The organism is Photobacterium sp. TLY01 (assembly GCF_021432065.1).
Taxonomy (GTDB): Bacteria; Pseudomonadota; Gammaproteobacteria; order Enterobacterales; family Vibrionaceae; genus Photobacterium; species Photobacterium halotolerans_A.
Genome location: NZ_CP090365.1, coordinates 615,975 through 629,887, shown reverse-complemented (window position 1 = coordinate 629,887; position 13,913 = coordinate 615,975). Strand labels below are relative to the sequence as shown.

The 13,913-nt window shown below is 53.1% G+C and carries 12 protein-coding genes; 6 read left to right on the top strand and 6 right to left on the bottom strand.

The window, feature by feature from the left end; genetic code table 11:
- The first annotated feature begins 13 nt into the window (after window positions 1-13).
- Window positions 14-2,188: a TonB-dependent siderophore receptor gene (locus LN341_RS18355; RefSeq protein WP_370643792.1), complete on the top strand. Its 2,175-nt coding sequence runs from the start codon at window positions 14-16 to the stop codon at window positions 2,186-2,188.
- Window positions 2,189-2,299: 111 nt separating this feature from the next.
- Here LN341_RS18355 and LN341_RS18350 read toward each other — a convergent pair whose 3' ends face one another.
- Window positions 2,300-3,586 (bottom strand): serine hydrolase, encoded by a 1,287-nt coding sequence (locus LN341_RS18350; RefSeq protein ID WP_234206525.1) that lies wholly within the window; start codon window positions 3,584-3,586, stop codon window positions 2,300-2,302.
- Window positions 3,587-3,708: 122 nt separating this feature from the next.
- Here LN341_RS18350 and LN341_RS18345 point away from each other — a divergent pair, with 122 nt between their 5' ends.
- Window positions 3,709-4,725 carry an AraC family transcriptional regulator gene (locus tag LN341_RS18345; RefSeq protein ID WP_234206524.1) on the top strand — a complete coding sequence of 339 codons (1,017 nt, stop codon included), beginning with the start codon at window positions 3,709-3,711 and terminating at the stop codon, window positions 4,723-4,725.
- Window positions 4,726-4,834: 109 nt separating this feature from the next.
- On the opposite strand, the gene LN341_RS18340 is transcribed toward LN341_RS18345, so the two are convergent.
- From LN341_RS18340 to LN341_RS18330, 3 genes are all read right to left on the bottom strand, one after another.
- A complete protein-coding gene (locus tag LN341_RS18340; RefSeq protein WP_046220109.1) occupies window positions 4,835-6,364 on the bottom strand; it encodes a tripartite tricarboxylate transporter permease in 1,530 nt (509 codons plus the stop codon).
- A 2-nt stretch (window positions 6,365-6,366) separates the two neighbouring features.
- The gene (locus LN341_RS18335) at window positions 6,367-6,840 is read right to left on the bottom strand and encodes a tripartite tricarboxylate transporter TctB family protein (RefSeq protein ID WP_234206523.1); all 474 of its coding nucleotides are present in this window, start codon (window positions 6,838-6,840) and stop codon (window positions 6,367-6,369) included.
- Between the two features lie 105 nt (window positions 6,841-6,945).
- Window positions 6,946-7,926, bottom strand: a complete 981-nt coding sequence (locus tag LN341_RS18330; RefSeq protein WP_046220032.1) for a tripartite tricarboxylate transporter substrate binding protein — start codon at window positions 7,924-7,926, stop codon at window positions 6,946-6,948.
- A gap of 268 nt (window positions 7,927-8,194) precedes the next feature.
- Here LN341_RS18330 and LN341_RS18325 point away from each other — a divergent pair, with 268 nt between their 5' ends.
- The gene (locus tag LN341_RS18325) at window positions 8,195-9,856 is read left to right on the top strand and encodes a sensor histidine kinase (RefSeq protein ID WP_046220033.1); all 1,662 of its coding nucleotides are present in this window, start codon (window positions 8,195-8,197) and stop codon (window positions 9,854-9,856) included.
- Entirely contained in the window at window positions 9,853-10,563 is a 711-nt protein-coding gene (locus LN341_RS18320) for a response regulator (RefSeq protein ID WP_234206522.1), read from the top strand. The genes LN341_RS18325 and LN341_RS18320 overlap by 4 nt, the downstream gene beginning before the upstream one ends.
- Before the next feature lie 55 nt (window positions 10,564-10,618).
- Here the strand turns inward: LN341_RS18320 and LN341_RS18315 are convergent, their stop codons facing one another.
- Window positions 10,619-11,371, bottom strand: coding sequence for an SDR family oxidoreductase (locus LN341_RS18315; RefSeq protein WP_046220035.1), 753 nt, complete (start codon window positions 11,369-11,371; stop codon window positions 10,619-10,621).
- Window positions 11,372-11,395: 24 nt separating this feature from the next.
- Window positions 11,396-12,388: a D-2-hydroxyacid dehydrogenase family protein gene (locus LN341_RS18310; RefSeq protein WP_234206521.1), complete on the bottom strand. Its 993-nt coding sequence runs from the start codon at window positions 12,386-12,388 to the stop codon at window positions 11,396-11,398.
- Window positions 12,389-12,591: 203 nt separating this feature from the next.
- On the opposite strand from LN341_RS18310, the gene LN341_RS18305 reads away from it, so the two are divergent.
- A complete protein-coding gene (locus LN341_RS18305; protein WP_234206520.1) occupies window positions 12,592-13,029 on the top strand; it encodes a hypothetical protein in 438 nt (145 codons plus the stop codon).
- Between the two features lie 34 nt (window positions 13,030-13,063).
- Window positions 13,064-13,612: a copper chaperone PCu(A)C gene (locus tag LN341_RS18300; protein WP_234206519.1), complete on the top strand. Its 549-nt coding sequence runs from the start codon at window positions 13,064-13,066 to the stop codon at window positions 13,610-13,612.
- Window positions 13,613-13,913 lie beyond the last annotated feature (301 nt).

The following is a 13,913-nucleotide window of genomic DNA, read 5'->3' as shown; positions in this document are numbered from 1 at the left end:
CAAAATCCTTAGAATGCAATTGATAACAATTAGCATTCACATATTGCAGCAGAGGTTCCTTTTGATCTATCGCACTTTCGCGCCTTCATGGCTGGCTATCTCCATAGCCTCAACGTTCAGCGTATCGGCTATCGCCCAGGCAGACAATCAGACACCCCGTGCAGATGACACCATCACTGTGTTAGGGGAAACCTACCGTAACACGGCCACCAAAACTGCACTGACACCCGAAGAAACTCCGCAGGCTATCTCGGTAATTGACCGTGAAACACTGGACCTGCGCGGGGCCAGCTCCGTCAGTGAAGCACTACGCTATGCGCCTGGAGTGAATACCGAGCTGCGCGGCGGGGCGGTCACCCGGCTGGACCTGTTCAATATCCGGGGCTTTATCAATTATCAGAATTTCTATGACGGTCTGCAGCTGCCCTACCTCAGCGGCTGGAACCTGCAAGGCCAGGTGGATGCCTTTGCCGTGGAGCAGGTTGAAGTCTTTAAAGGTCCGACTTCGGTGTTGTACGGCAATATCCCACCGGGTGGCATGGTGAACCTGATTGCGAAAACCCCGCAGAAAACCCGGCAAACGGAGATTGAAATCAGCACAGGTACCAACAATCTGATGCAAGCCAATCTGGATACTACGGGTCAGTTAGGGAACAGCGATGTCAGCTATCGTCTGCTTGCTCTGGCCCGGCAAAGAGACAGTCAGGCCAGTACGGCGGAAGATGAACGCTATATGATTGCCCCTTCCATCGACTGGCAGGCCTCTGATGACACGCTGATCAATTTCAACCTGTATTACCAGAATGACCCGAGCGCAGGCATCTATACTACAGTGCCGGCAAAGGGTTCTGTATTGCCGAACCCGGAAGGCCAGCTGACCCCTGAGACTTTTACAGGCGATAAAAACTGGAATGATTTCGAACGTGAAGTCTTGATGGTCGGCTACAAAGTGCTGCATGATTTTAATGACGACTGGACGTTACTGCATAACCTGAGATACAGCGACGCCAGCCTGCATCAGACCAACACCTACAATGGTGCGCTCGCCGCAGACAACCGGACACTCAGCCGTAACGCCTATCAGACCGATGAGGAGTTAGGCTTCCTGGCCCTGGACAACCAGCTCTCCGGCACACTTTACTGGGGTGCAGCCGAGCACAATGTGCTGATTGGCCTGGACTACCAGCACATGGACGCTTCCGTGCTGTACCAGGACACACTGGATTACAGTGCGCCGGGCATTGATATGTTCAATCCGGACAATGATCAGATTAACCCGAGCAACCCTGGCTTTAACTACAGAGCCAAGCACAACATCAATACCTCTCAGCTGGGTGTGTATCTGCAGGATCAGATCCGCTGGAACAAGCTGATTGTGCTGGCGGGCGGACGGTTCGATCATTACGAACTTGACCAGAAAACCGACGGTGTGAAATCCGGTGATATTGAGCAGGACAGTTTCTCCGGCCGCATCGGCGCGCTCTACAATCTGGCCTACGGTTTCTCACCTTATGTCAGCTATTCAGAAAGTTTTGAGCCGGTCGCCGGGCAGGACAGATTCGGCAAGGTGTTCGACCCGTCTGAAGGCCAGCAATGGGAAGCCGGTATCAAATACCAGTCTGCCGATCAGACTCAGTCCGCCAGCCTGGCGGCCTACCAGCTGACCAAACAGAACGTGGTCACCCGGGATCCCAATGGCAGCGCTTATGACAAGATCCAGACGGGTGAGGTCCGAACCCGGGGGCTGGAGTTCGAAAGCTTCTGGCTGCTGACGGACAATCTGGATATTGCGCTGAACTACACCTATACCGATGCAGAAGTAACGCAGGACAATACCGGCATCGAAGGCAAAACCCCGGTATGGGTACCCGAGCAGATGGCCTCGCTGTGGACTAACTATTACATCTACAACGGCCTGTTGAGCGGTACTGTTTTAGGCGCGGGTGTGCGTTATGTCGGCGAGTCTGAAATCGATGCGCAAAACAGCGCCAAAGTCCCTGATTACACCTTGGTTGATCTGTCTGCCCGCTATGATTTAGGTGAACTGAGCACCAGCCTGAGCAATGTGAGTGCCACCGTCAGTGCCTCAAACCTGTTCGACAAGCAGTACTACACCTGCTTCGATCAGAGCAACTGCTGGTTTGGCGCTGAGCGTTCGGTGGAAGCTAAAGTCGCATTCAGTTTCTGATAGCCCGCCATGGGTTCTGGCCTGACACCAGAAGTCATCAAAGTGAAAGCCGCACGATCAGCTGATCGCGCGGCTTTTATTGCGCTCATTGATCCGGCTCTCACAGCCTTGCTAAATTTTATTAGCGATCTGCCTCACCACAGAGAGCTTGTCCTTAAATCGTGCGCTGAAAGGGTTTGAAGCGGTTTCATGATGTGAGAAGAAAGCCGCCACCACTTTGTTCCGGGTGTTGATATACAGCGTTTGACCATGAATGCCTGTCGCAGCGAACTCGCCGTTCTGGGCATCCAAAATCCACCACATGTTGTGATAAGCCTGCCAGCCTGCATCCTGATATTTCGGATTGGCCGCCATTTTTTGTTTCTGCTTCTCGCTGATCTGAGTGATCTGACTGATCCAGTCTTTGCTGATCACCTGCTGACCGTTGAAAGTGCCGCCCTGCATGATCATTTGGCCAAACCGGGCCATATCTCTCAGCGTGGTGACCATACCCCCCGTTGCGACCGGCATATAAGCGCGATCAACCGCCATCAAGGCGTCGTGCTCTGTACCCAGCTTTTGCCAGATATGCTGCTCGATAAATTCATTGAGCGGCATGCCGCTGACACGCGCAATGATCCAGCCCAGTACATCGGCATTGGCCGAGTTGTAGTCAAACACCTCCCCCGGTGTCACCTTGCTGTCCGGCTGGATGTAATGGGCGATGAAATCATAAACACCGTACACTGGCGTGTTTTCTGGCTGGGCATCCCGGCCGCCGGGTATATAGGCCAGATTTAAAGCAGGCGCATAATACTTGAGGAACGGGCTGTTCAGATCGGTGTAGGTTTCTTTCAGGTCAATCCCGGTTGAGTGATTCAGTACGTTTTGCACCGTCACCCGCTCAAAACCCGTGCCTTTGAGTTCAGGGATATAATCGGCAGGAGATGCGTCCAGAGACACTTTACCCTGCTCCACCAAAATGCCGAAGGCAGCGCTGGTCAATGACTTGGTCATGGAAAACCAGATATGGTGACGGGAGGGACCCGCCTGACCAAAATACGATTCAAGCGCGATTTTCCCGTCTTTCATGATTATCACGCTATCAGACTGATTACCTTCAAACACGCGCTGAATGTTCGCTTTGTCTTCATCCGACAACAATGCAACACTCGGCAGCGGATAGACACCTTGCCCGCGAGGCATCATCACAGTGTTATACACAGCGCTGATGTTGTTATAAGCCCAGTCGCTTTTTCCCTGTTGCCGGTAGTTTTTAAAAGTGACTTGAGAATCAGCTGCCGGGGGAAAACCAACCATTGCAGGTGAGGTTGTTGCAGCACTGGCTGTCTGGCTCAGGCAGCACAGTGCCAGCAGAGAAAATGAACGCAATAAGTTCGTGGGGTTGATTCGTGTCATCGGGTTCCTTCCGCAAAATTTCATGGGAGCACTCAATATAAAGCGTTTGAGCGGGAGAAACTTGACACTTGGACATAAGATGTAAATATAATGTTCTAAAATTGTGTCTGAAAAGGTCAACCATGAATCGCAGAACACCACATACCTCAGCCCGGTTATTGTTTGGTGTAAGTGAACTGCTGGAGAGGAAGAACCTCGATTGCGAAGCGTTTTATGCGCAATTTCAGCTCGATAGCAGCATTGAGAATCAGATGGATCGGCTTATCCCTTACGATCTCTTTGTAAGAATATTATCCCGGCTCGCAGTGTACCTTGATGTGCAGCATCCTGCCCTGGCCCTAGTCGACACGCACTTCAGCACGATCAACATTCCGATGCTGAATTTACTGACATCGTCCCCGTGCCTGGAAGTCGCCTTACAAAACGCATCACAATACCGCGCTTACTTCAGCGAGGTCACTTACTGGGATCACTTTATTGAGGGCGATTATTTTGTCATCAAGCGATGCAGCTATGCCAATTTGTCGTTCAACGATAGCGAGCATTCACTGTTTACGCTGGCGCAAACCGGAAAAGTCGTGAATCAGATTGTCGGGCCGAATCACATTGAATATGTAGCCCTGATGCAAGCGTCAGCCAGGCGGGTGAGTGAAATTGAGCGATTTTTCAATTGCCCGGTACTGTTTAACCAGGATTACGATGCTTTGCTGCTGAAAAAGCCGATGCGCTACAAACAAAATGTGCACTTTGATGCCGGAAAATACAGTGCGGCATACCGGCAACTGCTTGATCTGCCCGTGGCATTCCCCCGGAATCAATTATTTTCTGAATCGGTCAAGCAGCTGATTTTCAATACACTCACCAGCCAGCATTGCAATATTGAAAGTATTAGCAAAATGATGAAAGTGCATCATCGCACGCTGCAAAACCGGTTGGCAAAAGAACACCTGACATTTAAACAGCTCGTTAAAGAGGTGCGACACAGCGTCGCCAAACGTATGCTGTTGCAGGAGAACTTATCGCATAGTCAAATCGCCCGATTGCTCGGCTACAGCGAAGCCAGTGCCTTCACCCGGGCATTTACGCGAGCGCATCAGATGTCTCCACGGGCGTGGCGAAAGCAGCAAATGGCAAAATGATCCCTTGCATCCCGGACGCTGCAACTGCTGCCGCCAATCAGAAAGGGCAGCGTTCACACGAACCCTGCCCTTATTTGCTCTCATTGATCCTGTTTTATCCGGCTTCAACTCACGCCTGTTGTGCCTGCGCTTTGGCCGCAGCCTTGCGCTTATCACGCCAGGTACTGAACAGTGGCATCAACAACGCCAGTACGGCCAGTACCATGATGGTGAGTGTCAGTGGACGCTCCACCAGGAAAGCGAATGAACCATCAGACAGCGTCAGCGAACGGCTGAGGTTTTTCTCCAGTATGTCGCCCAGAATGAATCCCAGCAGCATCGGCGCCATTGGGAAATTGAGCAATTTCAGGAAAGTCGCAATCACAGTGATCAACACCATCATCTGAATATCAAAGGCATTGAAGCTCACCAGATACACGCCTGTGATGGAGAAGAACAGAATCAGCGGGATCAGGATCGGACGCGGAATCACCAGCAGCCGGGAGATATACGGGATCAGCGGCAGATTCAGAATCAGCAGCACCAGGTTGCCGAAGTACATCGAGATGATCACCGACCAGAACACATCCGGATTATCCAGGAACAGGCGCGGACCCGGCTGAATACCGTATGCAATCAAGGCACCCAGCATAATAGCGGTTGTACCCGAACCGGGAATTCCCAACGTCAGCAAGGGGACGAAGGATCCGGTAGAGGCTGCGTTATTTGCTGACTCAGGCGCAGCCAGGCCCCGTAACGCACCTTTGCCGAATTTTTCTTTCTCTGCTTTCGGCGCCAGATTCCGCTCCATGCCGTAACTCAGGAAAGACGCAATGGTCGCCCCGGCGCCCGGCAATACGCCGACCAGGAAACCAAAGACGGAAGAACGCGCGACCGTCGGTGCCACATGCTTCACTTCTTCCTTGCTGAGTTTCATGCTGCCCAGATTATTCATGTCCATCTGCGCATCTTCATGCCTGTGCTCACCCCGCAGCACTGTCATCACCACTTCGGTCAGTGCGAACGTGGCCATGGCCAGCAGCAGGAAGCTGATCCCGTCAATCAGATCGACATTATCGAAGGTAAAGCGCGGCACGCCCGTCATGACGTCGTTACCAACGGTCGAGATCATCAGGCCGAAAACGGTCATCATCAGGGCTTTGAGTACCTGGCCTTTGCCGGAGAATGCGGCCACCGCAGTCAGACCCAGAATCATCAGTGCAAAATAGTCGCTGGACTGGAAACTCAGTGAGACTTTCGCCAGAGCGGGCGCGGCAAACAGCAAAATGATGGCACCAACTGTGCCGCCCGTGAAAGAGGAATACGCGGCCAGTGCCAGCGCTTTACCCGCCTGGTTTTTCTGCGCCAACGGGAAACCGTCAAAGGCAGTGACCACTGTGCTTGAACAGCCCGGTGCATTGATCAGAATAGATGAGGTTGACCCGCCAAAAACGGCACCGTAGTACACACCGGCCATCAGGATAATACCTGAAGAAGGATCAAGACCATAAGTAATCGGGATCATCAGTGCAATGGCAGAAATCGGGCCCAGACCCGGCAACATGCCAATAAATGTGCCGGCAAAGCAGCCCACCACCACCATCATCAGATTGAACGGCATCACAGCCGTTGACAATCCGGTCATCATTCCATCGAACATCATTAACCCCCGAAAATACTTGTGATCAGCCGGCCAGGGGCCAAGTAGATGTCAAGCAACTGCGTCAGTAAAAACCAGAAGCACACGGCGAATGGCACAGACGCCACCAGCAGAACCCTGGGACGGCGTTCACCCAGCAACCAGTAGCCTCCCATCAGAAAAACCACGGTCGACAACATAAAGCCAATCCATTCGAGGGAAGCGGCAAAAATCAGCATCAGCAGCAGCAGTTTGGTGATCAGAACAAAATCCAATCCCCGTAAATCCAGTTTGTCTTCCTGGCTGCGGCTGGCCGTCACCAACTGGCACAACGCCAGCACGATGCCAAGCCCGGCCAGTGTCAGCGGCAGAGATTTCGCATTGAACGGCTGATATTCATCGCCGGGGAACATCTCAATGCCGCTGCCGTAGTAACCGTAAAGGATGGAAAAGCACAGAAACACTAATCCACCGATATGATCTTTCGTGATTGTCATGGTCATCCTCACCACTATCGGTTTGACCCGGCCTGAGTCTCAGGCCGGTTTGTTACGACGCGCACCACCCAGACAGGCGGTGCGCAACAGGTCATGCAGACAGGATTACTTCAGGAAGCCCAGTTCACGCATCAGATCGCCGATCTCTTTTTCCTGCTGGGACAGGAAGGCAACGAACTCTTTGCGAGGTTTGTAGATTTCAGTCCAGCCGTAGCGGTCACGCACGGTTTTCCACTGATCCGTGTTGTACATTTCACCCAGTACCTCGGCAAACTCATCGGCTTTTTCATCGCTGATACCCGGTGCAGCAAAGAAGCCACGCCAGTTAACGAAAGTCGCGTCATAGCCCAGCTCCTGCAGCGTCGGTACGTCAGGGGCAGATGGAGAGCGCTGATCACCCGTCATTGCCAGAATGCGGATTTCACCTGCATCTGCCAGTGTCAGCGCTTCACTCAGACCGGTTGACAGCACTGTGGTTTCGCCAGACAGCAGACCGGCCATGGCTTTACCACCAGCATCATAGGCCAGATATTTCAGACGACGCGGCTCGCCACCTCCGGCTTTGAACGCCAGTGCGGCGACCAGGTGATCCATGCTGCCACGGGCAGAGCCGCCCGCGACTGTGATACTGCTGGGATCTTTTTTGTAATCGTTCACGATGTCGGTGAAGCTGGTGTATTTAGATTTGGCAGGTACCACAAACGCGGCATAGTCACCCACAGTGGCGGCGACCGGGGTCAGGTCACGGAATGACTGAGGGAACACTTTTGACAGGGAGCGAATCACAATCGGGGTCGAGTTCACCATCAGGGTATCCGTGGATTGCTCAGCGGTTTTAATCAGGTACGCAATGGCTTTACCGCCGCCGCCACCGGACATGTTCTCGTAAGAAATGGTGTCAACCAGTTCAGACTTTTTCAAGACTTCACCGGTACCGCGTGCGGTACTGTCCCAACCGCCACCGGCACCGCCAGGAACCAGAAAGTGAATGGTGTCCACTTTTGCCTGAGCACTCATGCTCAGTGCAGAAGCCATCAGTGCAGCAAGTACGGAGACACGTTTGCGGGTCATTAACTGAGTAAGCATACCTTTTCCTCGTGATTAGATTGGGGTCCATCGCCCGACCTGATTGACCGCGATGGCGAAAACATCATGTCCGCCTGCGGCCTCAGGTTCTGTTATTGGTTCGCTACTCAGTCAAGGTATGCCAGGTTCAGAAACATGAAAAGATTGTAAAAATAATGTGAATAACGGGCGTAAAATGCATTAAGTTCATATTGTTCACAGCATTTCGGCGCCACTGACGGTACACTGTTTCACAGATGTTACAAAGGTAGACGGAACACCTTCCCACATGACTAAGTTGTTGTCTTTGCGTCATTTTCGACTCAAAACCCGGATGGTTTTAATTCTGGGTTTTATCGCGATCCTGCAAGCAGGGGCGCTCGGCCACTTTACCATTCGCTATCTCGACAATGTGTTACATGAACAGATTGGTCAGCAGGCGATTCGGGTCGCGAAAACCATCGCCACCTCACCGGATGTGATTCGCGCCGTCTCAGACAGAGACACCGCCTTTTTACAGCCACTCAGCCTGAAAATGGCTCAGGCTGCCCAGGCAAGATTTGTGGTGATTGGTGACAGCCAGGGCATTCGGCTCGCCCACCTCAACCCCCAGCGTATCGGCAAATCGATGTCGGATGACGACAGTGACGATAACAGCCAGGCGCTGCTGAACGGCAAAGCATACGTCGCGCTGGATAAAGGCAGTATTGGCTGGTCGATGCGCGGCAAAGCCCCGATTTTCAGCTCGGATGGGACGCAAATTATCGGCATCGTTTCCGTCGGCTATCTGCTGACCGAAGTCGATGCGATTGTCAGCCGCCATCAGCTGTCCATGATTGTCGCCAGCACACTGGCCTTTCTGTTCAGCGTGATCATGGCGCTCTGGTTTGCCAATCATTTCCGAAAAGCCATTTTTGATTTGGAGCCTGAGCAAATCGGCCGGCTGTTTCACGAACGCAATGCCACGCTGGAAACTGTGCGTGAAGGCATAGTCGCCATTAATCAGCACGGTATCATCACCACCTTTAACCATGCCGCCATCAAAACGCTGCAATTGCCCGCTGACGAGACATACATAGGTCGTCATATCCATGATGTCTTACCCGACAACGGTATGCTGGATGTGCTGGAAAGCGGCGAGCACCATTTTGATCAGGAAATCTGGCTGCATGATCGCAACCTGATCGCCAACCGTTTTCCCATGGTGCAGGACGGGGTCGTCACTGGCGTGGTCTCCAGTTTCCGGCTGAAAAACGAAGTCGACCTGGTCAGCCGCAAGCTGACCCGCATTCAGCAATATGCCGACAGCCTGCGCAGCCAGTCCCATGAATACAACAATAAGCTGCACACCATCGCCGGCCTGATTCAGATTGGTGCGGTTGAACAGGCACTGAAAGTGATCGGGCAGGAAACCTCCAGCCATCAGAGCTTTATTCAGACCATCATGAAAGCGACCTCGGACAGTATTCTGGCCGGTTGCCTGCTCGGTAAATACAACCGGGCCAGAGAGCTGAACCTGGAACTGGCCATTGACGACGACAGCCAGATGTCGGACATTCCCGCTTCTCTGCCCCGCGAGCAATTGGTCAGCATACTAGGGAATCTGATCGACAATGCGCTGGAAGCAACGCTCAGGCACCATGGCTCAGGCGGTAAGGTGCTGCTCAGTATGAGCGACTTAGGCAAGGAGCTGATCTTCGAGGTCAATGATCAGGGGCCGGGCATTGCCGAAGGGGAACAAGATAAAATTTTTACCCGTGGGTACACCACCAAGGACGTTGAAGGACACGGCATCGGACTGCATTTAGTCAAACAACTGACAGAACATCTCGGCGGCATGATTACCGTCGAACCCGCAGAGCCGTCCGGCAGTCGTTTTACGGTATACATTCCCAAATCACTGCGTCGTTCAGACAAAGCCACAAGACACGGACAAGAGGAACAACAATGACAGCACCCATTACTGTCGTCATTGCAGAAGATGATCCGCAAAATGCGGAAATACAGCGTCGCTTCGTCGAAAAAACACCGGGCTTTCAGGTTGTCGGCATCGCCCACGGCCTGGATGAAGCCAGAGATTTGATTGACGTGTTCCAGCCACAGTTACTGTTATTGGACAATCAGTTTCCGACCGGCACCGGGCTGGAACTGCTCAGGGAACTGCGTGCTGAAAGCTGCCATACCGACGTGATTCTGGTCACGGCGGCCACGGAAGTTGAGACCTTGCGCACCGCGATGCGCAGCGGGATATTTGATTACATTTTAAAACCCGTGGTGTTTGAAAGACTGCAATCGGCGCTATTCAATTTCAGCGCTCATCTGGACAAGTTGTCTGACATGCAATCGCTGGTGCAAAGTGATGTCGATGGCCTGCTGCAGCCCATCTCTGCCGCAGATCAACCCGCACCGCAAACGCCGCCAGTTACGGCCTCACGCTTACCGAAAGGCATTGATGGCCTGACGCTGGACAAGATCCGAAGCGTGTTCACCGATCCGAATGTGAACCTCAACGCGGAACAGGTCGGTCAGGAAATCGGCGCCAGCCGGACAACCGCGCGCCGATATCTGGAGTATCTGGTCAGCACCGATGAGCTGAGTGCTGAAGTCTCTTATGGCAGTGTCGGCCGGCCGGAGCGCAAGTACCGCAGTCAGCCATAGTTACCGGCTGCGGTCAGTCCCGCTGGGAACAGGTATCGGCCGGTCACGATAGTGCTTAACGGCCGCCTGCCAGATCGATAAAGGATCCGGTCGAATACGACGCCTGATCCGACAATAACCAGCAGATCGCTTCGGAGACTTCTTCGGCTGTACCGCCGCGCTGCATCGGGATCGCTGATTTCAGCCGTTCAATCCGGTTCGGCTCGCCACCTGAGGCGTGCATATCGGTGTAAATAAAGCCGGGACGAACCCCGTTCACCCGAACGCCTTCACTGGCCACTTCCAGTGACAGGCCGCGGGTCAGGGTGTCCATCGCCCCTTTCGAGGCCGCATAATCGACATATTCAAAGGGGGCGCCGGTACGGGAAGCCGCTGAAGAAACATTGACAATCGAGCCGCCCTGGCCGCCTTGCGAATAGGCCATCCGGCGAATCGCTTCCCGGCAACACAGAAAACAGCTGGTGACATTGGTCTGCATCACGGCATTGATCCGCGCTGCTGACATTTGTAACACCGGCATCTGCTGCATCAGAATTCCGGCGTTATTCACCAGCCCGGTTATCGGCCCCAGTTCATTATCCAGGGTGGCAAACAGCCGCATCACCTCCTGTTCCTGAGACACATCCGCCTGTACCGCTATGGCATTCACGCCATATTGACGCGCCCGGTGCACAATCTGCTCTGCCGCTTCGTGCTCAGAGCGATAATTCACGCAGATATTCACCCCCTGAGAGGCCAGCTGAATCGCTGTCGCTGCGCCAATTCCCCGGCTGGATCCGGTAATCAATACGACCCGCTCTTTAGGCATCTTCGGTTCCTTTTCATTCCATTGTTATTGATGAGGTTCAGTGTTCAATACCACGGCATTCGCAAGACCGGCTGGCTGGCCTTTGCTGTAACTCACCACATTGGCCAGAGCCGTTTCAAAGTACAGGGTGTAACTGTCCTGTTCGACAAAGCCCAGGTGCGGCGAACATAACACGTTCGGCATGGTTAACAGTGGCTCGTCAGCAGGTAAAGCCGGCTCAGTCTCGTAAACATCCACGGCGGCATAACCCGGCCTTCCCCGCTCAAGAGCGGCCACCAGCGCGCCGGGTGCCACCAGTTCCGCACGGCTGGTATTCACAAACAGTGCATCGGCTTTCATCAGTGCCAGATCGCCGGCCGTCACACAGCCTCGGGTGTGTTCATTGAGCCGTAAATGCAGCGATACGATGTCAGACTGAGCGAAAAACACCGCTTTCGACGGCGCTGCCTGATACCCTTGAGCGACTGCCTGCGCGCGGGAATGTTCACTGCCCCAGACCAGCACCTTCATCTCAAACACGTCTGCAATCCGGGCAATACGCTGGCCGATTTTACCAAAGCCCCAGATCCCCAATGTTCTGCCATTCAGGCTGCGACCTAACTGTGGCAGCCCGGATTGCTGCCATTCTCCCACCTGCAGATGCTGACAATAAGGCAGCAATTGCCGGCTGGCCGCCATGATCAGCGCCCAGCATAATTCCGTAGGCGCGACCGGTGAGCCGACGCCTTCCGCGACAGCCACCTTGCGGCGGGTGCAGGCTTCAAGATCCAAATGATTACTGATCTTGCCGGTCTGGCTGATCAGTTTCAGTCGGGGGAGATGGGCAAGTAAGGCGTCATCAATGACAGTGCGTTCACGGATCAGCACCAGGACATCTTTATCTTTCAGTCTGTCGATCAGCTGAGTCTGATCAGCAGGCGGCGATGTGTACACAGTCACATCGTATTCACTGAGCAGCGCGTAACAGGGCAAGGTACGGACAACATCCTGATAATCGTCCAGAATCGCAACCTTCATTCCTTTGCCTCCGGTAGGTAAGTGCCGTTATTCAAGCACTCTTCCCATGAAAAAACAACCAGATACTCAAGACGCGGCAACCCGGCTCAACACACAGAAAATCGGTGTTCAGCCGGATTTTTTCAAGCACTTACCGCGAATCTGTTACCGAATGTTATTCTCATCTGCTATGATTTCAGCTTCTCAGAAACAGACAAAACACCATGACTCCGACGTTTACTTCAACCCGCAATCGCGCTGGAATGATCACGATCGTTCTGGCGTCATTGCTATGGCTGAATGTGCTGTCGGCTGTCGTGGTGATCAATCCGGCTTTCCATCAGGGCACTCCGAGCGGCTTGACCGGGGATAAAATTCTGATCTGTACGGTGCATGGCCTGCAATGGGTCTCTGCCACCGATTGGGTGAATCAGCAAGACGGGTCGCCGCACACACAATGGCAAAATCACTGCCCCTTGCTCACGCCATTACAGCCCATCCATTACGACACAAGTCATATTGTGCCGATCATGCTGGCATCTGTGGCGATTTTTTCCGGTCTGCGCCGTATGTTCTGGCTCAGTGCGAACAACAAACTCTATGAACTGTTTGGGCCAAAACACTCTCCTCCGACGTTCAGCACATCATCACATTTCGTTTGAATTTTTGATTGCTTTAACCCCATTGGAGAACACCATGAAACCATTACACGCTTTGCTGCTGGCCGCTTCCGTCTTCACCTCCGGCCTGGCAACAGCCCACGAATTTGAGTCTGGCAAGCTGCACATTGATCATCCCTGGTCCAAAGAAGTCCCGCCGATGTCTTCAGTCGCAGCGGCTTTTTTCTCAGTAGATAACCACGGCGATCAGGCAGATGTCCTGCTGCGTGCAGAATCGCCCATTGCTGAAAAAGTCGAACTTCATGAACACGCACATGAAAACGGCATGATGAAGATGCGCAAAGTGGACGACATTCAGATCCCTGCCGGTGAAACACAGCTGCTAAAGCCCGGCGGTTACCACATCATGATGTTTAATCTGACCTCAGTGCCTAAGCTGGGAGACAGTTTTCCCCTGACACTTTATTTTCAGCACGCCGGTCAAGTGGACGTACAAGTGAAAGTAGAAAAAGCCGACTACATGATGCAAACCGGGCAAGACATGGACCACGGCCAAATGAACCATGAAGGTATGGATCATGACGATATGGATCACGAAGGCATGAACCACGACGCCATGCACTGATCCGTCTTCCAATCCCCCCCCTCCAACACCCCGCGGGTTCACCTGGCGGGGTGTTTTTGTTTCTTCGCCCGGATGTGTTCTGGCACACAGGCATAAATCATTCCAGAAGCCCGATTCATCACCACTTCCGCCTGGCATGAACGGCTAAGACTAAAAATCCGTCCCATCAAGTCATGATATCTGTGCAACTTATTTAGCTATTTTGTGATCTGTGTACTAATTTGACTTAAAGCATACCTGGATAACAAGAAGTTTCTGAGGCTGGGTAGCTCTTTGTAGCGTTTTCAAGGACTGAGGATGG

What these genes read in the sequence shown, in the direction of transcription:
- LN341_RS18315 (WP_046220035.1), bottom strand. Translation starts at nt 11,371, where the DNA reads ATGCCTAAAGAGCGGGTCGTATTGATTACCGGATCCAGCCGGGGAATT.
- LN341_RS18345 (WP_234206524.1), top strand. Translation starts at nt 3,709, where the DNA reads ATGAATCGCAGAACACCACATACCTCAGCCCGGTTATTGTTTGGTGTA.
- LN341_RS18320 (WP_234206522.1), top strand. Translation starts at nt 9,853, where the DNA reads ATGACAGCACCCATTACTGTCGTCATTGCAGAAGATGATCCGCAAAAT.
- LN341_RS18350 (WP_234206525.1), bottom strand. Translation starts at nt 3,586, where the DNA reads ATGACACGAATCAACCCCACGAACTTATTGCGTTCATTTTCTCTGCTG.
- LN341_RS18325 (WP_046220033.1), top strand. Translation starts at nt 8,195, where the DNA reads ATGACTAAGTTGTTGTCTTTGCGTCATTTTCGACTCAAAACCCGGATG.
- LN341_RS18330 (WP_046220032.1), bottom strand. Translation starts at nt 7,926, where the DNA reads ATGCTTACTCAGTTAATGACCCGCAAACGTGTCTCCGTACTTGCTGCA.
- LN341_RS18340 (WP_046220109.1), bottom strand. Translation starts at nt 6,364, where the DNA reads ATGTTCGATGGAATGATGACCGGATTGTCAACGGCTGTGATGCCGTTC.
- LN341_RS18300 (WP_234206519.1), top strand. Translation starts at nt 13,064, where the DNA reads ATGAAACCATTACACGCTTTGCTGCTGGCCGCTTCCGTCTTCACCTCC.
- LN341_RS18310 (WP_234206521.1), bottom strand. Translation starts at nt 12,388, where the DNA reads ATGAAGGTTGCGATTCTGGACGATTATCAGGATGTTGTCCGTACCTTG.
- LN341_RS18355 (WP_370643792.1), top strand. Translation starts at nt 14, where the DNA reads ATGCAATTGATAACAATTAGCATTCACATATTGCAGCAGAGGTTCCTT.
- LN341_RS18335 (WP_234206523.1), bottom strand. Translation starts at nt 6,840, where the DNA reads ATGACAATCACGAAAGATCATATCGGTGGATTAGTGTTTCTGTGCTTT.
- LN341_RS18305 (WP_234206520.1), top strand. Translation starts at nt 12,592, where the DNA reads ATGACTCCGACGTTTACTTCAACCCGCAATCGCGCTGGAATGATCACG.